The sequence below is a fragment of the Stenotrophomonas sp. IS26 genome, from assembly GCF_054188265.1.
Map to the genome: position 1 here is coordinate 1 of NZ_JBSZJV010000026.1, position 23,821 is coordinate 23,821.

The 23,821-nt window shown below is 67.0% G+C and carries 18 protein-coding genes; 6 read left to right on the forward strand and 12 right to left on the reverse strand.

All coding sequences use genetic code 11. The features are described from left to right. Window positions 1–102 precede the first annotated feature (102 nt). On the forward strand, window positions 103–753 hold the full coding sequence (locus ACW6W5_RS16370) for a hypothetical protein (protein WP_121041535.1): 651 nt from the start codon (window positions 103–105) through the stop codon (window positions 751–753). 52 nt (window positions 754–805) lie between these two features. Here ACW6W5_RS16370 and ACW6W5_RS16375 read toward each other — a convergent pair whose 3' ends face one another. From ACW6W5_RS16375 to ACW6W5_RS16390, 4 genes are read right to left on the reverse strand one after another with little or no spacing between them, the layout of a single operon-like run. Next, window positions 806–2,377 (reverse strand): DHA2 family efflux MFS transporter permease subunit, encoded by a 1,572-nt coding sequence (locus tag ACW6W5_RS16375; protein WP_152151788.1) that lies wholly within the window; start codon window positions 2,375–2,377, stop codon window positions 806–808. Between the two features lie 7 nt (window positions 2,378–2,384). Beyond that, the gene (emrA, locus tag ACW6W5_RS16380) at window positions 2,385–3,566 is read right to left on the reverse strand and encodes a multidrug efflux MFS transporter periplasmic adaptor subunit EmrA (protein ID WP_121041531.1); all 1,182 of its coding nucleotides are present in this window, start codon (window positions 3,564–3,566) and stop codon (window positions 2,385–2,387) included. A gap of 11 nt (window positions 3,567–3,577) precedes the next feature. After that, window positions 3,578–5,062, reverse strand: coding sequence for an efflux transporter outer membrane subunit (locus tag ACW6W5_RS16385; RefSeq protein WP_152151786.1), 1,485 nt, complete (start codon window positions 5,060–5,062; stop codon window positions 3,578–3,580). Window positions 5,063–5,067: 5 nt separating this feature from the next. Continuing rightward, window positions 5,068–5,511 (reverse strand): MarR family winged helix-turn-helix transcriptional regulator, encoded by a 444-nt coding sequence (locus tag ACW6W5_RS16390; protein ID WP_121041527.1) that lies wholly within the window; start codon window positions 5,509–5,511, stop codon window positions 5,068–5,070. A gap of 143 nt (window positions 5,512–5,654) precedes the next feature. On the opposite strand from ACW6W5_RS16390, the gene ACW6W5_RS16395 reads away from it, so the two are divergent. Next, window positions 5,655–6,533 carry an AraC family transcriptional regulator gene (locus ACW6W5_RS16395; RefSeq protein ID WP_152151784.1) on the forward strand — a complete coding sequence of 293 codons (879 nt, stop codon included), beginning with the start codon at window positions 5,655–5,657 and terminating at the stop codon, window positions 6,531–6,533. Window positions 6,534–6,591: 58 nt separating this feature from the next. Beyond that, a complete protein-coding gene (gene parC, locus ACW6W5_RS16400) occupies window positions 6,592–8,835 on the forward strand; it encodes a DNA topoisomerase IV subunit A (RefSeq protein WP_121041523.1) in 2,244 nt (747 codons plus the stop codon). 617 nt (window positions 8,836–9,452) lie between these two features. Here parC and bfr read toward each other — a convergent pair. Continuing rightward, on the reverse strand, window positions 9,453–9,941 hold the full coding sequence (gene bfr / locus ACW6W5_RS16405; RefSeq protein ID WP_121041522.1) for a bacterioferritin: 489 nt from the start codon (window positions 9,939–9,941) through the stop codon (window positions 9,453–9,455). 153 nt (window positions 9,942–10,094) lie between these two features. Here bfr and ACW6W5_RS16410 point away from each other — a divergent pair, with 153 nt between their 5' ends. Beyond that, entirely contained in the window at window positions 10,095–12,437 is a 2,343-nt protein-coding gene (locus tag ACW6W5_RS16410) for a penicillin acylase family protein (RefSeq protein WP_152151782.1), read from the forward strand. A gap of 25 nt (window positions 12,438–12,462) precedes the next feature. Here the strand turns inward: ACW6W5_RS16410 and ACW6W5_RS16415 are convergent, their stop codons facing one another. Beyond that, entirely contained in the window at window positions 12,463–13,845 is a 1,383-nt protein-coding gene (locus ACW6W5_RS16415; protein ID WP_152151780.1) for a cation:proton antiporter, read from the reverse strand. A gap of 89 nt (window positions 13,846–13,934) precedes the next feature. After that, window positions 13,935–15,626, reverse strand: coding sequence for an asparagine synthase B (gene asnB / locus ACW6W5_RS16420; RefSeq protein WP_152151778.1), 1,692 nt, complete (start codon window positions 15,624–15,626; stop codon window positions 13,935–13,937). 368 nt (window positions 15,627–15,994) lie between these two features. On the opposite strand from asnB, the gene ACW6W5_RS16425 reads away from it, so the two are divergent. Together ACW6W5_RS16425 and ACW6W5_RS16430 are read left to right on the forward strand one after the other, a co-directional pair. Next, complete coding sequence (locus tag ACW6W5_RS16425) at window positions 15,995–16,873, forward strand: tetratricopeptide repeat protein (RefSeq protein ID WP_152151776.1); 879 nt, start codon at window positions 15,995–15,997, stop codon at window positions 16,871–16,873. 87 nt (window positions 16,874–16,960) lie between these two features. Next, entirely contained in the window at window positions 16,961–17,644 is a 684-nt protein-coding gene (locus ACW6W5_RS16430) for a pentapeptide repeat-containing protein (protein WP_121042189.1), read from the forward strand. Window positions 17,645–17,707: 63 nt separating this feature from the next. Here ACW6W5_RS16430 and dapE read toward each other — a convergent pair whose 3' ends face one another. From dapE to ACW6W5_RS16455, 5 genes are read right to left on the reverse strand one after another with little or no spacing between them, the layout of a single operon-like run. Continuing rightward, on the reverse strand, window positions 17,708–18,835 hold the full coding sequence (gene dapE, locus ACW6W5_RS16435; protein WP_152151774.1) for a succinyl-diaminopimelate desuccinylase: 1,128 nt from the start codon (window positions 18,833–18,835) through the stop codon (window positions 17,708–17,710). Further along, window positions 18,832–19,194, reverse strand: coding sequence for an arsenate reductase (locus ACW6W5_RS16440; RefSeq protein WP_152151859.1), 363 nt, complete (start codon window positions 19,192–19,194; stop codon window positions 18,832–18,834). The genes dapE and ACW6W5_RS16440 overlap by 4 nt, the downstream gene beginning before the upstream one ends. Before the next feature lie 43 nt (window positions 19,195–19,237). Then, a complete protein-coding gene (locus tag ACW6W5_RS16445) occupies window positions 19,238–20,110 on the reverse strand; it encodes a hypothetical protein (protein WP_152151857.1) in 873 nt (290 codons plus the stop codon). Then, window positions 20,107–21,186, reverse strand: coding sequence for a 2,3,4,5-tetrahydropyridine-2,6-dicarboxylate N-succinyltransferase (dapD, locus tag ACW6W5_RS16450; protein WP_152151772.1), 1,080 nt, complete (start codon window positions 21,184–21,186; stop codon window positions 20,107–20,109). Before dapD ends, ACW6W5_RS16445 begins: the two co-directional genes overlap by 4 nt. After that, complete coding sequence (locus ACW6W5_RS16455; protein ID WP_428999818.1) at window positions 21,186–23,807, reverse strand: [protein-PII] uridylyltransferase; 2,622 nt, start codon at window positions 23,805–23,807, stop codon at window positions 21,186–21,188. Before ACW6W5_RS16455 ends, dapD begins: the two co-directional genes overlap by 1 nt. Window positions 23,808–23,821: the final 14 nt, after the last annotated feature.

Here is a 23,821-nt window from a genome sequence, read left to right on the forward strand (position 1 = left end):
CGGGCCAGTCAAATGACCGCCGTAGGTTGCTAAGGAACCACTCTCCTCAAGTTGCAACCTTCCATGCCGTCATTGGACTGCAGATCTGGATGGAAACTTGAGATGGTTAGCACTGAAAAGACGCACCTGCTTTCTACATCGGATGTTCTTAAGCACCTGCGGCCCGTGCCTCACCCTAAGTCCTGGTATGACTCGTTTGAGAGGATCTCGATTGCGAGCATCGTAGGCTGGTTCGCAATTCTTATCGTCGTGACAATCATCAAACTCGTAAGTGGAAACGAGGACACATCCTTATGGTTTCCCATGGGCTTGGGCATACTCTCGCTGATGTACCTCATGGCCGCCTTATGGCTTGCTGCTCTCGCCATCTTCATCACCATGCCCACGCGATCGTTCCTATATGCGCATATGGACAAAAGGCATGAAGCAGATGAGCAAGTTGCGAAGGGCTTGTCCCACCTTGGGCGAACAGCGCTGCAGAACAAGGCCCGTCATCTAGAGCTTGAAGCCAAGTACGCGGCCACCCGCTTCAATATCGTGGCCATTCTCACCGGCGTCCTGGCAGCGCTTGCTGCGATTTCTCAGGAAGCCACTCAGCTCGAGCTCCTTGATCGCGGCCCGCCTTACAGCATCATCTTAGGCATTGTCGCGATCTGCATACTGCTTGGGGGAGTGAGATCGCTAGGACTAATCTTGCGCCTCACTAGAGGGGCATCTGTCGTCAGTTGGGCAGCGGAGCATGCACAAGTCTGACAAAAAACCCCGCACTGGGCGGGGTTTTTCGTTTCAGCTCACCGCAAGCACTTCAATGCCCACCGGCCGAGGCAGCGCCCGCCCCCGCGCCAAACGGCGGCTTGGCCAGCCACAGGAAGGCGATGATGGCCAGGAAGATCCAGCCCAGCAGGAAGAAGATGTCGTTGAAGCCCATCTGCGAGGCCTGGTGGTTGATCATGTTGTTGAGCGCCGCCGCGCCATGCTGCAGGTCGCCCTGCCCCATCGCGGTCACCTGGTCCTGCATGCCCGGGGTGTAGCCGGAGATGTGCTCGGTCAGATGCGCGTGGTGCTCCTGGGTGCGGCGTGCCCACAACCACGTGGTCAGCGAGGCGGCGAAGCTGCCGCCCAGCGTGCGCAGGAAGGTGGCAAGACCGGAACCGGCTGCGATCTCGCGACCGTCCAGATCCGACAGCAGGATCTGCAGCACCGGCATGAAGAACAAGGCGACACCGATACCCATGATCAGCTGGATGCCGGCCACATGGCCGAAGTTCACCTGCAGGTTGAAACCCGAACGCAGGAAGCTGGTGAAGGACAGGAAGATGAAGGCGATCGTGGCCAGCATGCGCATGTCGAACCGCGAAGCGTACTTGCCCACGAACGGCGTCATGATCACCGGCAGCACGCCGATCGGTGCGGTCGCCAGACCGGCCCAGATCGCGGTGTAGCCCATGTCACGCTGCAGCCATTGCGGAATCAGCAGCGCCACGCTGAAGAACGCCGCGTAGGCCACCACCATCGCCAGCGTCCCGGCGCGGAAGTTGCGGTGCCGGAACAGGCGCAGGTCGACGATGGGGTCCTTGTCGGTCAGTTCCCAGATCAGGAACACCGCCAGCGCCACCACCGACACACAGGCCAGCACGACGATCTTGGTCGAACTGAACCAGTCTTCGTCGTTGCCCAGATCGAGCACCAGCTGCAGCGCGCCCACGCCGATCACCAGGGTGATCAGGCCGACGTAATCCATCTTCGGCTTTTCGACGTGTTCGGGGCGCCCCTTGAGCTGGTTGCCCACCACCAGCGCGGCGAAGATGCCGAGCGGCACGTTGATCAGGAAGATCCATTCCCAGCTGTAGTTGTCGGTGATCCAGCCACCGAGGATCGGGCCGGCGATCGGCGCGACCACGGTGATCATGGCCAGCAACGCCAGCGCCTGCCCGCGTTTCTCACGTGGATAGAGCGAGACCAGCAGGCTCTGCGTGATCGGGTACATGGGGCCGGCGACGAAACCCTGGATCGCACGTGAGACGACCAGCATGCCCATGCTCTGAGCCAGGCCGCACAGCAGCGAGGCCAATGTAAAGGCCAACGTGGCCCACACGAACAGCTTGGTCTCGCCGAAGCGCCGGCTGAGGTAGCCGGTCAGTGGCAGCGCGATCGCGGTGCTGACCGCGAACGAGGTGATGACCCAAGTGGCCTGCTGCGAACTGGCGCCGAGATTACCGGCGATGGTCGGCAAGGAGACGTTGGCGATGGTGGTGTCCAGGACCTGCATGAACGAGGCCATCGCCAGGCCTGCGGTGCACAGGGCGACGTTGGCCGGCCGGAAGGCCGTGCCCGGGGCCGCGGGGGCGCCCGGTGCGGCGGGAGCTTGTGCGGACATGGTCGCCTCAGCTCGCCTTGCCCTGCTGCGGCAGGTTGCGCTGGATGATCTGGTGGATCACATCGTCGGCGCTGTGCAGCTGCTTGGCATAGACGTCGGTATCAAACACCTGGCCCTTGGCGATCTCGGTCGGCAGCACGGTGCCCTTCTGGTCACGCAGGCTGACTTCGGCCTTGATCGACAGACCAATGCGCAGCGGATGCTCGGCCAGCTGCTTGGCATCGATGGCGATACGCACCGGCACGCGCTGCACGATCTTGATCCAGTTGCCGCTGGCGTTCTGCGCCGGCAGCAGCGAGAACGCCGAACCGGTGCCCAGGCCGAGGCTGTCGATGCGGCCCTTGTAGGTCACATCACCGCCGTACAGGTCCGAACGCAGCTCCACTTCCTGGCCCAGGCGCATGTGGCGCAGCTGGGTTTCCTTGAAGTTGGCTTCCACCCACATCTGCTCGGTCGGCACCACGGCCATCAGGGCATTGCCTGGCTGCACGCGCTGGCCGACCTGCACCGAACGACGCGCCACGTAACCGGTGACCGGCGCGACGATGCCGGCGCGGGCATTGTTGAGGTAGGCCTGGCGCAGCTGCGCGGCAGCGGCCTGCACGTCCGGCTGGGTGGCGATCACGGTGTCATCGACCAGCGCGTTGCTCTGCTCGAAGGTCTCGCGCGAACCGGCCACGGCGGCTTCGGCAGCCGCCAGTTCGGTGCGGGCGTGCGCCAGTTCTTCATTGGAGATCGCGCCGCTGCTGGCCAGATCCTTACGACGGTTGAAGTCCTCGCGCACGCGCTTGAGGGTGACCTGGCGCGCGTTCAATTCGGCCTGGGCACCTTCCACGCTGCGGTACAGACCGCGCACCTGGCGGACCGTCTTGGCGAGGTTGGCTTCGGCCTGCTGCAGGGCCACTTCGGTGTCGGCCGGGTCCAGCTGGACCAGCAACTGGCCGCGCTCGACGCGCATGCCGTCATCGGCGTTGATCCCGACCACGGTGCCGCTGATCAGCGGGGTGATCTGGACCTGGTTGCCCTGCACGTACGCATCGTCGGTTTCTTCGAACCAGCGGCCGAACATGAAGTACCACAGGGCCAGCGCGGCCAGCAGCAGCACTACGATGACCAGCAGGCCGCGCAGCAGCTTGCCGCGACGGGAGGGAGCTGCCTTCTCGGCAGCGGGGGCGGAGGTCTGACTCATGGGGATGACTCTCAGGAATGCGAGGATTCGGGGGTGGCGGCGACCGTGGCGGCATCGCTGGTCGGGGTGAAACCACCGCCCAACGCCTGGCTCAGGCGGACCGAAACAAGGATCTGACGCGACTGCAGTTCGGCCAGCCGCTGCTGGGAGACCAGCAACTGCTCTTCGACGCTGAGCACATCCAGGTAGCTGCCGATGCCGGCGCGGTAGCGCTGTTCGGCCAGATCATGGGCGGCACGCGCCGTGCTGACGGCCTGGGCCTGGGCATTGGCCTGGTCGGCCAGCGAGCGCACCGCGTTGACCTGGTCGGCGACATCGCGCAGCGCGTTGAGCACGGACTGGTTGTAGTCGGCCACGGCCAGGTCGTACTGCGCGTCGGTCTTGCCCAGATTGGCGCGCAGGCGGCCACCGTCGAAGATCGGCAGGCTCAGTGCCGGGCCGAGGAAAGCGAACGTCGAGCCACTCTTGAGCAGCTGGTCTACTTCACTGGAGACCACGCCGCCCAGGGCGGTCAGGTTGAGACTGGGATAGAACGCGGCCTTGGCCGCGTGGATCTCGCGGTTGGCTGCTTCCACGCGCCAGCGCGCGGCGACGATGTCCGGGCGACGGCCGAGCAGTTCGCTCGGCAGCACGCCGGGCAGCTGCAGGGCCAGCGGGTTCAACACCTGCGGGCGCACGATCTGCAGGCCCCGGTCGGGGCCCTGCCCGACCAGCGCGGCGAGCGCGGTGCGGGCTTCGTCGATCTGCTGCTGCGCGGCCTGCTGTTGCTGCTGCGCGGCCGGAATACGGGCTTCGGCCTGGCGGGTCTGCAGGTCACTGTCGATGCCAGCGGCACGTCGCTGACGGGTCAGCTCCAGCGTCTTCTGCGATCGGGCCAGTTCTTCGCTGGCCACGTCATGCAGCGTCCACGCGTAACCGAGCTGCGCATACGCCTCGGCGATGGCGGCGGAGAGATTCAGGCGTGCGGCCTGGGCGTCCACTTCGGCGGCATGACCGCTGTCCACGGCCGCTTCCCACGCGGCGCGCTTGCCACCCCACAGGTCGATGCCGTAGCTGAAGCTCAGATAGGCCTGGCCGCTGCCGGCATAGCTGCCGCCGAGTTCGTCGCCGACCATCGATTCGGGCAGGCGTACGCCGGTGTAGCCACCGGAGGCGGACACGCTGGGCAGGCGGTCGGCGCGGGCGGTGCCGATCTGGGCACGCGCCTGGCGCAGGCGTGCATCGGCCGCGTCCAGCCCCGGATTGCGCTGCAGGCCCTCGGCGATCAGCGCGTCCAGCTGCGGATCGCCCAGCGCGCGCCACCAGTCCGTGGCTGGCCAGCCGGGCTGGCTCAGGCCGGTGCCGGCCAGGGTGCGCTGGGTCTGCAGGCTGTCGGCATCGAGCAGACGGCCCTGCGGCTCCAGGCCGCGGCTGCTGGCACACGCGGCCAGCGCAAGCGCCAGCGCGGAGACCAGCACCGGCCGCAGTGGGCGCAGTGAATAAGAACGTTCAAACATGGAAGTCATGGCGTTACCAGTGAGTCGCGTACACGGGTCATGAGGGAAAGCAGCTGCGCGCGTTCGTCCGCAGACAGATCACGCATGGCGTCGTCGATGGTCTGGTCGCCCCGCTGTTTGAGGCGGGCCCACAACTGGCGGCCCGGTTCGGTCAGCACGATCTGCAGCGCCCGCCGGTCCTGGGCATGTGGCTCGCGCCGCACGCAGTCCAGGGCTTCCAGCTTGTCCAGCAGGCGGGTGACCGCGCTGGGCACCTGGTCCAGGGCCTGGGCCAACTCGTTGGCGGTGCACGGGGCACGTGCCGCGAGCACCTTCAGGCCGAGATAGTGGGTGAAGCCAATACCGAGGTTTTCCTCGGCCATCGACGTGTCTAGCTGACGGACCAGGCCATCGCGCACTTGGCGCAGCAGGAGTCCGAAGCTGGGGGGATGGGCATCAGGGCAGATCATGGGTGAGCATTCTCTTCCAAAAAATATATTTCTCAATAGAAATATTTAATTTGGAACCAAATGCTGTGTTGCAGCAATCAGAACAATGGGGAGGTCGCTACCTTAATGGCGCCCGCCACTGGCCGGGTATTACAATTTGGACAATGGATAACACTTTCAGGCCAGCGCTGGAGACCGAGGCCACCCAGATGATCCGCAACCAGGTCCTGGACTGGTTCGAGCGGGATGACGGACTGGGCGTGCTCGGCTTCCGCATCGAGAGCCCCAAGGGGCTGGAACGCGAGATCGACTGGCACCAGCACCGGCGCGCCCAGCTGATCTGCGTGGAGGCCGGGCTGCTCACCACCCGCACCCGCCACGGCACCTGGTCGCTGCCACCGGGCTGTGCCGGCTGGATGCCACCGGGCGAGCCGCATACGGTGGATATCTGCGGGCCGCTGCGTGGCTGGGGCGTGATCGTGAGCGCGCCGATGGCCTGTGATCTGCCCGACGAACCTTGCGTGCTGGCCATTTCCGATCTCCTGCAGGCGCTCTCGCTGCGCGTCACCGCGTGGGTGCCCGCGGCCGAGCCGAGCCTGCGCCAGCAGCACATGATCGAGGTCCTGCTGGACGAGATCCGCAATGCGCCGCGCCAGCGCATGCACCTGCCGATGCCGCAGGACCGGCGCCTGCTGAGGATCGCCTCGCAGCTGATCGCCGACCCGGCCGACGGCCGCAGCCTGGAGCAATGGGCCCAGTGGGCCGGGCTGTCGCCGCGTACACTGACCCGGCACTTCCGCGATGAAACCACGCTCAGCTTCGCGCAATGGCGCCAGCAGGCCCGGCTGGCCGAGGGGCTGCGCCGGCTCTCCGATGGCCAGAGCGTGTCCGATATCGCGCACGAACTGGGGTTCAGCAGCCCCAGCGCCTTCGTTACTGTCTTCCGCCGCCACTTCGGCAGCCCGCCCGGGCGCTATCTGGCGCGCAGCGGACTCCCCCTGAACCCATCACGCGGCTTGGCATCCCCGGCCGCATCCGGATAATCATCCGCCTGCGAGGGCGACAGCCGTCGCCGTCCCTTGCCACAGGTAACAATCCCGCATGACCGATCTTGCCCGCCCCGCGTTCCACGGCTTTGAACAGCTGCCCCTGCGCGAGTACGCCGAACGGGCGTACCTGGACTATTCCATGTACGTGGTGCTCGACCGCGCACTGCCGTTCCTCGGCGACGGCCTGAAGCCGGTGCAGCGCCGCATCATCTACGCGATGAGCGAGCTGGGTCTGAACGCGTCCTCCAAGCCGAAGAAGTCCGCGCGTACCGTCGGTGACGTGATCGGCAAGTACCACCCGCATGGCGACAGCGCCTGCTACGAAGCGCTGGTGCTGATGGCCCAGCCGTTCTCGTACCGCTACCCGCTGATCGAAGGCCAGGGCAACTTCGGTTCGACCGATGATCCCAAGTCGTTCGCGGCCATGCGTTACACCGAGTCCAAGCTGACCCCGATCGCCGAAGTGCTGCTGGGCGAGATCAACCAGGGCACCACCGACTGGACCCCCAACTTCGACGGCACGCTGGAAGAGCCGACCTGGATGCCGGCGCGCCTGCCGCACCTGTTGCTCAACGGCACCACCGGCATCGCCGTGGGCATGGCCACCGATGTGCCGCCGCACAACCTCAACGAGATCGTCAGCGCACTGCTGCACCTGCTCGACGACCCCGATGCGACGGTCACCGACCTGTGCGAGCACGTGAAAGGCCCGGACTACCCGAGCTTCGCCGAGATCATCACGCCGATCGCCGATCTGCGCACCATGTACGAAACCGGCTACGGCAGCGTGCGGGCGCGTTCCACCTTCCTGAAGGAGAACGGCAACATCGTGGTCAATGCGCTGCCGTTCCAGGTGTCGCCGTCGAAGGTGATCGAGCAGATCGCCGCGCAGATGCGCGCCAAGAAGCTGCCGTGGCTGGAGGACATCCGCGATGAGTCCGACCACGCCAACCCGGTGCGCGTGGTGCTGGTACCGCGCTCCAACCGCGTGGACGCCGAGCAGCTGATGGGCCACCTGTTCGCCACCACCGATCTGGAGCGCAGCTACCGGGTCAACCTCAATGTGATCGGCCTGGACGGCCGCCCGCAGGTGAAGAACCTCAAGACCCTGCTCAGCGAGTGGCTGCAGTTCCGCAGCACCACCGTGACCCGCCGCCTCAACCATCGCCTGCAGAAGGTCGAGCGCCGCCTGCACATGTTGGATGGCCTGCTGATCGCCTTCCTCAACCTGGATGAAGTGATCCACATCATCCGCACCGAGGACGAAGCCAAGCCGGCGCTGATCGCGCGCTTCGCGCTGAGCGAGGAACAGGCCGAGTACATCCTGGAAACCAAGCTGAAGCAGCTGGCCCGCCTGGAAGAGATGAAGATCCGCGGTGAGCAGGACGAGCTGGCCAAGGAACGCGACAAGATCGTCGGCATCCTGGAGAGCAAGGCCAAGCTGAAGAAGCTGATCCGCGATGAGCTGGTGGCCGATGCCAAGAAGTTCGGCGATGACCGTCGCTCGCCGCTGGTGCAGCGTGGCGCGGCGCAGGCCATCGATGAAACCGAGCTGGTGCCGAGCGAGCCGATGACGGTGGTGCTCTCGGAGAAGGGCTGGATCCGTGCGGCCAAGGGCCACGACATGGACCCGTCCACCCTGTCCTACCGTGATGGCGATGCGCTGCTCGGTTCGGTGCGCGCACGCAGCACGCAGCAGGTGGCGTTCCTGGACAGCGAGGGCCGGGCGTATTCGACCCTGATCCATACCCTGCCCTCGGCCCGTGGCAATGGCGAACCGCTGACCGGTCGCTTCTCACCAGCGCCGGGCAGCGCCTTCATGACCCTGGCCAGCGGCGAGAACAACACGCGCTTTGTGCTGGCCTCCACGCACGGCTACGGCTTCGTGACCCGCTTCGAGAACCTCACCGGCCGCAACAAGGCCGGCAAGGCGATGCTCAACCTGACCTCCGGCTCCAAGGTGCTGACCCCGGCCGTGGTCGCCAATCCGGAGACGGACCGCATCGTGGCCGTGACCAGCTCGGGCAACCTGCTGGCGATCGCGGCCAGCGACCTGCCGGAACTGGACAAGGGCAAGGGCAACAAGATCATCGACATCCCCAAAGCCAAGCTCGCCACCGAGCGCGTGGTCGCGGTGGTGTCCGTTGCGCCGGGCAACACGCTGCTGGTCCGCAGCGGCCAGCGCACGATGAACCTGTCGTTCAAGGATCTGGACACCTACTTGGGCACCCGCGCCACCCGTGGCCATCTGCTGCCGCGTGGCTGGCAGAAGGTGGAAGGGCTGGCGGTGGAGTAAGCGTCGCGGTGTTGACGTGAATCGGAACGGCCGGGGAAACCCGGCCGTTTTTTTGTTCTTCTCCCAACGAAGGGAGCGCCTGCGGTGCATGTTGGATCTGGCGGTGTCTCCGCTCGGGTCTACCGAGAGCGTGAGGGGCCCCGTAGCGACCGGCAGGCCCCTCGGCAAATGTCCCCCGGCCGCCGCCTGACGGCGACGTCCTCCTCCTTGATTTTGCCCAAGAGCCTGCCGGCCGCTACGGGGCTCGGCTCGCGGCGCGCAGGCGTAACACCGGGCATTGCTGTGAAGCGCCAGTGGTCTCTATACGTGGGTCGCGATGCCCTTGTGGGCGAAATAAAGGAGGAGGTGGCGGCCGCAGGCCGACGCCGGGGGACATTCGCCGGCAAGGGCATCGCGGCCCAGCGCTCGACCCACCTGCGGCCGCGACTGAAAGGTTCAGAGCGCTTCAGGCTTGCCACGCGGACGGAGGGAGAACCTTTTTGCCCACAGAAAAGGCCGGGTTTCCCCGGCCTCTCTGTTCGAATCAACGTCAGCTGGCTGGCAGAGGCTGGCGGGCGGACGGGGGTTCAGCAGCTGGCTGGCGAAGGCTGGCTGGCGTGCGGAACCCGATGCCGCACTCAGTGCGCAGCGGTGCCTTTCGCATCCATCTTGCTGGTCTGGTACAGCGCCAGGCCGATGCGCTTGATCAGGCCCAACTGCTGTTCCAGCCACCAGGCATGGTCTTCCTCGGTGTCCTTCAACTGCACCAGCAGCATGTCGCGGCTGACATAATCCTGGTGCTGTTCGCACAGCTTCATGCCGGCGGCCAGGTTGTCGCGGACGCTGTACTCGGTCTCCAGGTCCTTCTGCAGCATCTCTTCCACGGTCACGCCGGGCTCGAACACATGCGGGCGCATGTCCGGGTCGCCGCCGAGGAAGAGGATGCGGCGCAGCAGCGCGTCGGCGTGCTGGGTCTCTTCTTCCATCTCGTGGTTGAGGCGCTCATAGAGCGCGAACAGGCCCTGGTCTTCGTAGCGGCGCGAATGGATGAAGTACTGGTCGCGCGCGGCCAACTCGCCGCGCAGCAGTTCCTTCAAGCAGGCGATGACGTCCGGGTTGCCTTTCATGGGGGGTGCTCCTGATGAATCAATGCGCGCATGGTGCCCTATCTGGAATTCCGGTGATCTAATCGGAATCAGTTGCAGTTGCGCTTCGGTCGGCGTGCACAGGGCGTTCACGCCTCCCTACAATCGAACCACACCTACAGGGGGACGCGCGGGATGCGGCATTGGCTGAAGCGGTTGGTCTGGGGAGTGTTGATACTGACGCTGGCGGCGGTTTTGATGGTGTGGTGGCTGCTGCGTGGCAGCCTGCCCCGCCTGGAAGGCGAACAGGCCATGACCGGCTTGGCGGCGCCGGTGAGCATCACCCGGGATGCCTTGGGCGTGGTCACCATCGAGGCCGGGACCCAGGCCGATGCGATGCGGGCGCTGGGTCTGGTGCATGCGCAGGAGCGCTACTTCGAGATGGACCTGATGCGTCGTACTGCCGCTGGCGAGCTCGCCGAGCTGTTCGGCCCGGCGGCGATCGAGATGGACAAGCGCATGCGCGTGCACCGGCTGCGGGCGCGCACCGAGGCCCACCTGGAGGTTGCCACGGGCAGCAGTGCCGCTGCCCTGCAGGCCTATGTGGACGGCATCAACCAAGGCGTCGCGGATCTTCGGGTACGGCCTTGGCCCTATCTGCTGCTGCGCCAGACGCCCGCACCGTGGCGGACCGAAGACAGCGTGCTGACCGGGCTGGCGATGTATGCCGACCTGCAGGACCCCACCAATCAGAACGAACTGGCGATGGCGCGGATCCGCGCGGTGGTGCCACCGGCGCTGTATGCACTGCTCAGCCACGAGGGCAGCGAGTGGGATGCCCCCCTGTTTGGCGGGGCGCGCGGCAACGCCCCGCTACCGGACGCCACGGCGCTCGATCTCCGACGGCTCGATGCGGCGCAGGCAACCGGTGCCGCCGCCGGTCATCTGGACCCGGACGTGCTGGGCAGCAACAACTTCGCCGTGTCCGGTGCACTGACCACGGACGGCCGCGCCATCGTCGCCGACGACATGCACCTGGGACTGCGCGCGCCGAATCTCTGGTTCCGGGTACGGCTGCGCTATCCCGATCCGCAGGCGCCCGACGGGCGTGTCGATGTCAGCGGCTTCTCGCTGCCCGGCCTGCCGGCCATCGTCGTCGGCAGCAACGGACACGTTGCCTGGGGCTTCACCAACAGTTACATCGACACCGCCGATTTCCGCAGCGTACCCGCCCATGCCCAGGGCATCACCACGCATGAAGAGCGTATCCGCGTCGCCCGTCAAGCGCCGGTGACGCTGCGCGTGCGCGAGACCGCCTGGGGTCCGGTACTCCACGAACGGCCGGACGGCAGTGGCGAGGCACTGCGCTGGACGGCGCAGCTTCCCGGTGCGGTCCGTCTGGACTTTGCCGAGATGGCGCGCGCAAGGGATCTTGACCAGGCGTTCCAGGTCGCCGACCGCAGCGGTATTCCCGCGCAGAATCTGGTGATCGCCGACCGTAACGGACGCATCGCCTGGCGGTTGATCGGCACACGCCCGGATCGCGCTGCGGGCTGCCCGCCAGACGGCAACACGATCACGGCGCCCGCGAGCTGCACGCCGTGGGCGATCCGCAGCGATGGCGCGCCCGCATTGATCGATCCCCCCTCCCATCGGCTGTGGACCGCCAACGGCCGTGTACTCGATGGGGACGCGCTGGCCATCGCCGGGAACGGGGGCTACGACCTGGGTGCACGCGGGCGGCAGATCCGCGACGGCCTGATGGCGAAGGAGCGCTTCACCGAGGCCGACCTGCTGGCGATCCAGCTCGACGATCGCGCCCTGTTGCTCACGCGTTGGTGGCACCTGCTGCGCGAGGTCGTCACGACCAGCGATGACCCTGCCCTGCAGCGGCTTGAGGTCGCAACCCGGCGATGGGAGGGCCGTGCGGGCGTCGATTCGGTCAGCTACCGGATCACCCGCGGTTTCCGCGGCATGTTGATCGACCGCGTTGGCGAAGGCCTGCTCGCGCCAGCGAAAGCACAGCTCGGCGAGGCCTATCTGGAGCCGCGACTGGGGCAGTTCGAGGGCGTGTTGTGGCCATTGGTGAGCGAACGGCCGGCGCATCTGCTGCCGCCCCCGTATGCCAGCTGGAATGCGCTGTTGACCGATACCGCCAAGGCGCTGGAGACAGACCTGAGCAGTCAGGGACCGCTGGAGGCGCGTACGTGGGGCGAGCGCAACACCGCCGCGATCTGTCACCCGGTCAGTCGCGCCCTGCCCAACGTCGCCCGACGATGGCTGTGCATGCCCGCCGATCCGTTGCCCGGCGACCGCGACATGCCCCGCGTGCAGGGGCCCGCGTTCGGGGCGTCGCAGCGGATGGTGGTCTCGCCCGGCCACGAAGCCGAGGGATGGATCCACATGCCCGGTGGGCAGAGCGGTCACCCGTTGTCACCGTTCTGGGGCGCCGGACACGACGCCTGGGTGAAGGGAACACCCACCCCGTTCCTGCCGGGCAAGACCGCGTACACGCTGACGCTGGTCCCCGTGGAATGATCACGGGCGGTGGCCGACCCTACGGCTACCGCCTCTTCCACCGCTCCATTGCGTTGAGCAGCGGCCCGGTCATGGCCGTGGTCACCAGGGCCATGATCACCAGCACGGCAAACAGGCGGTCGCCGAGGAAGCCCAGCTCGTAGCCCAGGTTGAGCACGATCAGCTCCATCAGGCCGCGGGTGTTCATCAGGGCACCGAGCTTCCACGCCTCATGGCTGCCCATGCCGGCACTGCGCGCTGCGCTCCAGGTGCCGATCAGCTTGCCCAGCGTGGCCACCACGATCACGATCAGGCACAGCGCCAGGTCGCTGGCCTGCAGGGCATCGGCGCGCATGCGCAGGCCGGTCATGGCGAAGAACAGCGGCAGCAGCAAGGTGACCGCGAACGGCTCGACGCGCTCGGCCACGGTATGCCGCAGGGTGGCGTTGCCGGACACCGCCACCCCTGCCGCGAAGGCGCCGAACAGCGCGTGGATGCCCAGCATCTCGGTAACCAGCGCGCAGGCCAGCGCCATCAACAGCATGATCAGCAGCCAGCGTCCTTCCTGGCCCGGTGCGATCACCAGGCGCGAGAACCACGGGCGCACCACGCCCAGCATCAACGCGACGAAGGCAACCACGCAGACCAGATTGATCGTCGCGGGCACCCAGCCCTGCGATTGCGCAGCCGCCACGATCAGGGCCAGCAGGCACCATGCAGTGGCATCACCGAGCGCGGCGCAGGCGATGGCGGTCTGGCCCAGCGGCGTGCCGGTCATGCCCCGGTCGGCCAGAATGCGCAGCAGCACCGGGAAAGCGGTGATGCTCAATGAAATACCCACGAACAACGCGAAGCCGGTGAAGCCCACGCCCGACGGCGCGTGTGCACCGTACAGCCAGATCGCGAGCAGCACGCCCAGCACGAAGGGCACCGCGATGCCGGCATGGCTGACCACGAAGGCAAAACGACGTCGCCCCCGCAGTCCGCCCAGATCCAGCTCCGCCCCGGCCACCAGCAGGAACATCAGCACGCCGAGCTGGCTGAGCAGACCGAGCGGACCGAGCGATGCCGGCGGGAACAGCACGCCATGTACCTGCGGCAACACGGCGCCCAGCACCAGCGGCCCCATCATCAGGCCGGCCGCCATCTCACCGATCACCCCCGGCTGGCCCAGGCGGCGGAACACCCAGCCCGCGCCCTTGGCGACCATCAGCAACACCAGCAACTGCAGCAGGAACAGACCGAGCGGCGCATGCAGATGCGCAGCCCAGTCGGCCCCCAGCGAGGACTCTGCACGTGCCACCCGCGCGGTCACGGCCGGGCCGGCAAACCGCGCCAGGCCCAGGCCGATCAACAGCGGCAGCGCCACCCAGCCCAGGTAGCGCCAGGCCAGCCCGCTGCGGCGCATGCCGGTGGTGTCAGAGTCCATGACCGATCCCCATCGATTGAAGGGGCGATTCTACGGGCTGCACGCGTCGCCACACCACCGCGGACGACGCGGCGGTGTGGCACATCCGATCAGGCCAGTGCCTGTTCGTGTACGCCGGCGATGGCGCGCCCGGAGGGATCGGCCATCGCGGCAAAGCTGGCGTCCCACGCGATCGCCGCTGGCGAGGAGCATGCGATGGATTTGCCACCCGGTACGGTCTCCGCCGCGGCCTGGGTGGGGAAGTACTGCTCGAACACGTGGCGGTAGAAGTAGGCTTCCTTGGTCTGCGGCGGGTTGTGCACGAAGCGCTTGTCCGCCGCGGCCATCACCCGGTCACTGACCTGGGCTTCGGCATGGGCCTTGAGCCCGTCGATCCAGCCATAGCCGACACCGTCACTGAACTGCTCCTTCTGGCGCCACAGGATCGAGTCCGGCAGGTAGCCTTCGAAGGCCTCGCGCAGCACCGCCTTCTCGATCCGGCGTGCACCGGCGGGGCCCTGCCCGACCATCTTGTGCTTGGCATCGATGCGCATGGCCACATCGAGGAACTCGCGATCCAGGAACGGCACGCGCGGCTCCACGCCCCAGGCCATCATCGATTTGTTGGCGCGCAGGCAATCGTAGTTGTTGAGCGCGTCGAGCTTGCGCACCAGCTCCTCATGGAACTCGCGCGCGTTCGGCGCCTTGTGGAAGTACAGGTAGCCACCGAAGATCTCATCGCTGCCCTCACCGGACAGCACCATTTTCACGCCCATCGCCTTGATCCGGCGCGCCAGCAGGAACATCGGCGTGGAGGCGCGGATGGTGGTGACGTCGTAGGTTTCCACGTGGCGGATCACTTCCGGCAGCGCATCCAGCCCCTCTTCGAAGGTGTACTCGAAACCGTGGTGCACGGTGCCCAGGGCTTCGGCCGCGATGGCGGCGGCCGCCAGATCGGGCGAGCCCTTCAGGCCGATCGCGAAGGAGTGCAGGCGCGGCCACCAGGCTTCACTCTGATCGCCATCTTCGACACGGTGGCGGGCATAGCGCGCGGCGACGGCCGCGACCAGCGACGAATCCAGCCCCCCGGAGAGCAGCACGCCGTAGGGCACATCGGTCATCAACTGGCGGTGCACCGCGCGCTCGAACGCCTCACGCAGTTCGACGCGATCTGCCTCCACGCCTTCGACCGCATCGTAGTCGCGCCACGGGCGCTCGTAGTAACGGGTGAGCGTGCCGGTGGCGCTGTCGTACCAATGCCCCGGCGGGAACTGCGCGGCGTCGGCGCAGATGTCCACCAGCGACTTCAGTTCGGAGGCCACCACCAGGCGGCCGTCCTGGTCGTGGCCCCAGTACAGCGGCACCACGCCGATCGGATCACGGGCGATCAGCACGCGCTGCTCGGCGCGGTCCCACAGCGCGAAGGCGAAGATGCCGTTGAGGCGGTTCAGGAACGAGGCCGGGCTGTCTTCGCGGTAGAGGGCGTTGATCACCTCGCAGTCCGAGCCGGTCTGGAAGGCGTACGGCTGGGCCAGTTCGGCCTTCAGTTCGCGGTGGTTGTAGATTTCGCCGTTGACCGCCAGCGCCAGGCCGCCGTCTTCGGAGAGCAGCGGCTGTGAACCACCGGCGGGGTCGACGATGGCCAGGCGCTCGTGGACCAGGATGGCGCCGTCATCGACGTACACCCCGCTCCAGTCCGGGCCGCGATGGCGCTGGCGCTGCGAGAGGTCCAGCGCATGGCGGCGCAATGCGGCGAGGTCGTCGCCGGCCTGGAGGCCGAAAATACCGAAAATCGAACACATGGGAACAGCTCCTGATGATGGGGGAATACACGTATTGCAGGCATTCGACCGGCCACCCGGGCCCGGAAGGGGTAAACCCGGGCCACAAAAAAACCCGCATCGGTCGATGCGGGTTTTCTGGGGTCCGGGCGTGTTGCTTGTACTAGCCCTGGTCGCAGTCCCGCATCGGCCGCGCACGATTATTCGCGCGCAGATTAGTGCGGTTGGTATTGCTGACAGCGGTGGCCGGGAACGAGGACATGGACCGACCGTAACCGGGTTTTGGCGGCGGTGCAACTGTTGCGATGGCAACCAAACCGACCGCCGCGGACAACCCGGGGCTGCTGGGCCGGGCGATAATCACCGCCCTTGTGTACCCCCTGGCTGGCATGACCCCTCGCATCGGACGCATCGCTTCACGCCTGGGCGGCATCGCCCTGCTCCTCTTCCTCATCGCCTGCAGCAGCGCCCCCTCGCGGACGCCGGCGAGCATCGTGCAGTCGCTCGAGACCAAGGCGGCCGATGGCAGCTTCGACAGTGCCTGGGACGCCGCGAGAACCTACGAAACCTTCAACGACCCGCGCGCGGTGACCTGGTACGAGCGTGCCGCCGCCGTCACTCCGTGGACGTTCCACAACCCCCAGGCCGAAGAGGCGCTGGGCCGGATCTGGACCCACGGTGAGCTGCTGCATGGCACCGGCCCGAACATCCTCCAGGGCCCTGCGCTGCGCGCGTCACCGCGCAAAGCAGAGCGCTGGTACCGCGCTGCCGCCGACCACGGCAACCCGATGGCGATGCTCATGCTGGCCAAGTTCCATCGCGAACGCGGTGACACGGCCAGCGCGCTGCGCTGGGACCTGCGCGCGACGATCTACTTCCACATGCCGTCCGAATCCTCGCGGCTGCCGCAGGAGATCGCGGCGCAGGCGGATGGCACCCTGCATCCGCTGGTCGTCGACATCCAGCGGCGTGCGCAACGGGGCGATGCCGATGCCCAGGTGGATCTGGGGGCGATGTACGAACTGGGCATGGGCCTGCCGCGCGATGGTATCGAGGCGCTGCGCTGGTATCGGCTGGCGGCGGACCAGGGAAATGTGTATGGCCAGTATTTCAGCGGCCTCCTGCTGGGCCGCGGCCGCGCCGGCGTGACGCGTGATCTGGACGCGGCCGCCGGTTGGTTCGCCAAGGCCTATGCGCAGAAGTTCTACCTGGCCGGGGAAACCTACTGGCGCAAGACCATCGAGCCGCCGTTCTGGACGTTCGAGTAGTGCCGGGCATCGGGGCGCCGTTTTGTACACATTCCGCAACACGCTTCAAGTCTGCCCATGGTCCGGAACATCGCCCAGAATGACCGCATGAACACCGCCACGTTCCGCGATGAAACCCTCACCCGCGACCGCATGCAGGCCATCATCGCCGCGCATTCGCGGGGAGCCGTGTTCGAGAACTGCACGTTCGATCACGGCGACTTCTCGCGGCTGGACATGGATGGGTTCCAGTTCAACCAGTGCTCGGTCACCGGCGCGAGCTGGTTGGCGGCCTCGCTGGAAGAAAGCCAGTGGACGAAGTGCCGCGGCAGCCAGTGCGATTTCAGTTCGGCCCTGCTCAGCGATGCGCGCTTCTCGCACTGCGATCTCAACAACAGTCACTGGCGTCGCGCAACGCTCTCCTCGGTGCAGTTCCAGGACTGCAAGCTGACTGGCGCGCACCTGCAGGAAGTGACCGGCTGGGCGCTGGAATTCCGCGATTGCCTGCTGGTCAGCGCGGACCTGCGCGGGATGTCGTTCCGCAAGGCGCAGCTGGAGGGTATGGATTTCTCCGAGGCCGAGCTGTCCGGCTGCGATTTCCGCGATGCGGTCTTCAACGGCGGCAGCCTGCGCAACGCACAGACGCGGCTGACGCGCTTTGAAGGCGCCGACCTGCGCGGCACCGACATCAGCGGGCTCAACGTGATGGACGCCAAGCTGTTCAAGAAGGCAGTGATTTCACAGCGCCAGGCAGCGGCCGCGTTGGCCTCGTTCGGGTTGATCGTGGCGTAAGGGCGAACCGGCCAGCGGCCGGCACTACCGTAATCGAGCGGCGGTTGATTCAACCCGATGGCGTCAGGCGAGCAAACGCTCGATCAGGCGCTGGTACAACGCCGGCAGCGCTTCCAGATCCGCCACGCGGACATTTTCGTCAACCTGATGGATGCTCGCGTTGACCGGCCCCACTTCGATGCACTGCGCGCCCAGCGGCGCGATGAAGCGCGCATCGGAGGTGCCACCGCCGGTGCTCTCCTCCGGCGGCGCACCGGCGAACTCACCGAGCACTTCGCGGGCAACCCGGCGCAGCGTGCCTTCCGGGGTATAGAACGGCTCGCCACTGCGATGCCACTTGAGCGTGTACTCGAGCGCATGACGCTGCAGCAGCGCGGCGATCTCCTGCTCCAGCGCCGGCGCATTCCAGTGCGGGTTGTAGCGCAGGTTGAACAGCACCTGCAGCTCACCCGGAATCACATTGTTCGCCCCGGTGCCGGCATGGATGTTGGAGACCTGCAGGCTGGTCGGCGGGAAGCTCTCGAAGCCATCATCCCAGTGCCGTGCGGTCAGTTCGGCCAGTGCCGCGGCGGCCAGATGGATCGGATTGCGCGCCTTGTCCGGATACGCGACATGGCCCTGCACGCCCTTCACCGTCAGCGTAGCCGAGAGACTGCCGCGGCGGCCCACGCGCAGCAGATCGCCGAGCACCGCGGTGGAGGACGGTTCACCGGTGATGCACCAGTCGATGGCCTGGCCGCGTTCGCGGAAGATATCGGCCACACGACGCACACCATCGATGGCGTCGCCCTCCTCGTCGCTGGTCAGCAGCACGGCCAAGGTGCCGGGATGGTCCGGATGGGCGGCCACGAACTGCTCGGCGGCGACCACGAACGCGGCCACACTGCCTTTCATGTCGGCCGCGCCACGTCCGTACAGCACGCCATCACGGATCTGCGGATCGAACGGATCACTGGCCCAGGCCGCGACCGGGCCGGTCGGCACCACATCGGTATGCCCGAGCAGCACCAGCACCGGTGCGCCCTGCCCGTGCGTGGCCCACAGGTTGTCGACCTCGCCCAGGCGCAGGTGTTCGCAGTGGAAGCCGGCGCGCTCAAGTCGGCCGGCCAGCAGCGCCTGGCAACCGGCATCCTCGGGCGTGACCGAGGCGCGCGCGATCAGGTCGCAGGTCAGGGCAACGACGTCGTTCACGCGCCCACTCCGAACCGCTGCTTGAAGCCGTTGTCCGAGAAGCCCTGGGTCATCACGCCATCGGCGCTCACCACCACCGGGCGCTTGATCAGCTGCGGGTACTCGCGCAGCAGCAGCTTCCACTCGGCCTCGGAGTCAGCCGCTTTGCGGTTCTCCGGCAGTTGCCGCCACGTGGTGGAGGACCGGTTGATCAACGCAGGAAAGCCACCGGCCTGGCCGGCCCAGTCGATCAGGGTCTCCGGCGTTGGCGTGTGGTCGCGGTAGTCGACGAAGGTGTACGGCACCTGGAAACGGTCCAGCCACTTGGTGGCTTTCCTGCAGGTGTCGCAGTTCTTCAATCCGTACAGAGTGGTGGTCATGGCGCGGCGTGCAGCATCGATCAGGAAGGACGCCATGAGGATGTCACAACAGGCGTTCGGACACGACCCGGAATGGTACCTGCGGCACCCGGAAACAGAACGCATCGGCCAGATCGACGCCCATCGCGGCCAGGTGCGGGCAGGACACCAGGCCTTCCAGTTGCAGTGGCTGCAGCTCCGCCAGGGCAATCGGCAGATCGATATGGGTCAAGGCCAGCCGACCATCCGGGGCGACCGCGAACGCGGCCTCCTGACAGGCCAGAAAGGTCATGGCCTGCGCTGCATCGGTGAACGCCCCGACCGCCCACGCCGCCACCAAGGCCGTTGCCGGACGCACCTGCACCTGCAGTGCGGGCGCGCTGCCCTGCCCTGGCTCGATCACGGTGTGCCCACCATTGGCATCCACGGCATGCTCGAAACGCGCGGCCAGATGCGGTTGCATGGCATCGCTCCACAGCCGTGCACCCACCGCGTGCGCCACGCTGTCGATTACGTTGCGATCAAACAGGACCCGCGGCGTGGCGGCCCCGGCCGCTGCATCGTCCGGCACCACATACCAGCGCCAGTTGCTCTGCAGCGGCGACGGAAACAGGCCACGCAACGGCCCCGCCAGCGCCGGCCCGAAATGGCCGTGGCGGTAGGTCAGGATCGTGTAGGGCGTGCGCCCGTCATGCTCGAACAGTCGATGCCCGGGCGGCGGCGGCGGCGCATGACGCACGTCTACCCACCAGCTCAGGTACACCACCTCACGCACATCACTGATCAACGCCGGCACCGGCAGCACGCGGGTCAGCGCGCGCCGGGCGGCGGTCAGGTGCGCGCAGCCGAGCAGACGCTGCAGCGCGCGTCCCGGCCACCCCGCGAACGGGTGCCGGTAGCGCGCTGCCTGCGCCAGCGCGGGCTGCGGCGTGCTCAGTCGGCCAGGCCGCGCAGCAGCTCGTTGACGCTGGTCTTGCTGCGGGTCTTGGCATCGACCTGCTTGACGATCACGGCGCAGTACAGCGAGTGCGAGCCGTCCTTGGACGGCAGCTGGCCGGACACCACCACGCTGTACGGCGGTACCGAACCGTAGCTGATCTCGCCGGTGGCGCGGTTGTACACGCGCGTGCTCTGGCCAAGGAACACGCCCATGCCGATCACGCTGTGATGGCCGACCACGAAGCCTTCCACCACTTCCGAACGCGCACCGATGAAGCAATGGTCTTCAATGATGGTCGGGCTGGCCTGCAGCGGCTCCAGCACGCCACCGATACCGGCGCCGCCGGACAGGTGGCAGTGCTTGCCGATCTGCGCGCACGAACCCACCGTGGCCCAGGTGTCGACCATGGTGCCCTCGCCCACGTAGGCGCCGATGTTGGTGAAGCTCGGCATCAGCACCACGTCCTTGCCGAAGTAGCTGCCACGACGCGCGATCGCACCGGGCACCACGCGCACGCCGGCGCGACGGAACTTGGCTTCATCGAAGCCGGCAAAACGCGATTCGACTTTGTCCCAGAACGGCGCCGGGCGCGCATCGACCACGGCCATGTCGTTGACGCGGAAGTACAACAGCACGGCCTTCTTCAGCCATTCGTTGACCTTCCAGCCACCGTGGCCGTCGGGCTCGGCAACGCGGAATTCACCGGTTTCCAGGCCATCGATGACGCGGCCGACCAGCGGCTTGGTCGAGCCTTCGATCTCGTGCAGGGTCAGCGTGGCACGGCGCTCGAACGCGCTCTCGATGCCGAACTTGAGCTCTTCCACGCCCGGCGTGGCCGGCTTGCGCAGCGACTTGCGCGCGATGGTGGCATCACGGCTGGCACTGCGCTTGGCGGCGCTCTCGGCCGGCGTGGCGGCAACCTTGCGGGCCGGCGCCTTCTTCACGGCAGCCTTCTTCACTGCGGGTGCCGCCTTTTTCGCTGCGGCAGCAGTCTTCTTTACCGCAGGCGCGGCAGCAGGGGTCTTGGCCGCCGCGGTCTTCGCGGCAGTCTTCTTGGCAGGCTTGGTGGCCATCAGTGGGGGTCTCCGGCGTTTCGATCAGGGTCCAAGCAGGCGAGCATCGCGTCTTGCAGCTGCTGCCTGGCGGATTCGGTCAGGGCGTGATCATGCTCATCGCTGATCACGAACATATCTTCGGCGCGCTCGCCGAACGTGGCGATGCGCGCATCATGCACGCGCAGCCGCTGGTTGCGCAGCACGAACGCCACGTCGGCCAGCAGGCCGGGGCGGTCGGGTGCGACGAGGCTGAAACGGGTACTGGTGGTCTGGCCATCGGTGACATCGCGGAACTCGATGCGTGGGGCGAAACGGAAGTGCCGCAGCTGGCGCGGAATGACACGGCGCGACGGGCGCAGCCGGGTCAGATCGCCGGCCAGCGCCTCACGCAGGCCAGCCTCCAGGCGCAGCGCATCGCCATCGGCAAAGCTGTCGGCCGGGGTCACTTCGAAGGTATCGAAAATGGTGTCGACCGGGCCGTCCAGCACACGCGCGCGATGGATCCCGTAGCCCTTGCGGTCCAGCGTCATCACGATCGCCGCGAACAGGCCGTCGCGATCCGGCGAGTGCACGAACACCTCCAGCGCGTGGTCGTCCGGGGTGATCCGGCGCACCTTGACCAGGGTCTGGCCCTGCTTGATCGGCACCAGCGCGGCCGCCTGCCAGGCGAGCTGTTCGGGCCGCAGCCGGATGAAGCTCTCATCGGGCATCACGGTGAACTGGCGCTCGATGGTGGCATCGTCGTAGCCGCGCTCACGCACCAGCTGGCGCACCGATTCGCGCGCTTCGGCGACCCGCTCGGCGGCCGGCATCTGGTTCTCCAGCCCGTCGCGCAGCGCGCGGCGCGCGGCGAAATACAGGTCGGCCAGCAAACGGTCCTTCCACGCATTCCACAGCTTGGGGCTGGTCCCGGCGATATCCGCACAGGTCAGCAGATACAGGTAATCGAGCCGGTCGCGGCTGCCCACCAGGGTGGCGAAGCGATGGATCACGTCCGGATCGGAAATGTCCTGCTTCTGCGCGGTAACCGACATGCGCAGATGCTGCTCGACCAGCCAGGCCACCAGCTCCGTATCGGAACTGCTCAGCGCCAGCGCCTGGCAGAATTCGCGGGCGTCCACCGCCCCGAGTTCGGAGTGATCGCCGCCGCGGCCCTTGGCGATGTCATGGAACAGGCCCGCCAGCAGCAGCAGCTCCGGCTTGCGCAGGCGCGGCCACACTTCATGCGCGATCGAGAAGCGCTCATCGGCGCGGCTGCTGGCGAACAGGCCGATGTTCCGCAGCACCATCAGCGTGTGCTGGTCCACGGTGTAGACATGGAACAGATCGAACTGCATGCGCCCGGAGACCTGCGCGAACGCGGGGATCCACTGGCCGAGCACGCCCAGGCGTGCCATCCGCGCCAGGGTATCGACCGCGCGCGGGCTGCGCAGCAGCGCCAGGAACTGTTCGCGTGCCGCGGCACTGGCCTCGGTATACGCCGCCAGCTCCGGCAACGCCTCGGCCAGCGCGCGGGCGGTCAGCGAATGCAGACCGCGCACATCCGGGTTGTAGGCCCAGCTGGAGAACAGCGCGAATACCTGCTCGATGTCGCCCTGCGGCCACGCGGGGTCATTGGCGGCCAGGTAACCGCGGCGCAGCGAGAAACCGACACTCACCGGCTCGGGCACCGCTTCGCCATCGAACTGTTCCTCGAAGCGCTGCAGCAGGCGGTCACTGATCCGGCGCACCACGGTGGCGCTGCGGTAGAACCCCTGCATCATTTTTTCCACGGCCAGGCTTTCGATGTCGTCTTCAAAACCCAGGCGCGCAGCGAGTGTTTTCTGGTAATCAAAGCGCAGGCGCTCTTCGGGCCGGTTGGCGACCAGGTGCAGGCCGAAACGCAGCCGTGCCAGCGCGCAGCGTTCGCGCTTGAGCGCGGCCGCTTCATCCGGGCCGAGATGGCCGAGGCCGACCAGCGCTTCCAGATCGCGCACGCCGAACGCACGCAGTGCCATCCAGCCCAGCGTATTGAGATCGCGCAGCCCGCCGGGGCCGTCCTTGATGTCCGGCTCGAGATTGTCCGCCGTGTCGCCAAAGCGCTGATGGCGGGCCAGCAGCTCTTCGCGCTTGGCGAGGAAGAATTCGCGTGGCGGCCACAGGCCCTCCACGTTCACGGCTGCCTTCAATGCCTGGCGGGCCGTGTCATCGGCAACGACCGGGCGCGACTCGATCAGCGCGGTCAGCACCGTCTGATCGGCGCTGGCCTGGGTGCATTCGGCCGCCGATCGCACCGCGTGGCTGACCGGCAGGCCGCAATCCCAGAGCAGGGCGAAGAAGCGTGCCAGCCCGGACTCGTGCCGACGCTGCTGCTCGGGCGCACCGAGCACCAGCACGTCGATATCCGAGCGCGGGAACAACTCGCCGCGCCCGTAGCCGCCCACCGCGAACAGCGCCATTCCCGAACCGGCGGGCAGGCAGCGATGCCAGGCCAGCCGGATCAGGTGATCGGCCGCGCGTGCGCGCAGGGCGAGCAGGCGTTCGATGTTGTCGCCCTGGTCGAAGCGGCGGTACAGCCGCGCGTCGGTCTGTTGCAGCGACTGGCGCGCCAACGCCGCCCAGTCCGGGTCGGCGACGGAATCGGCCGGCGCGTCCAGCATCGGGCTCGCCGGCA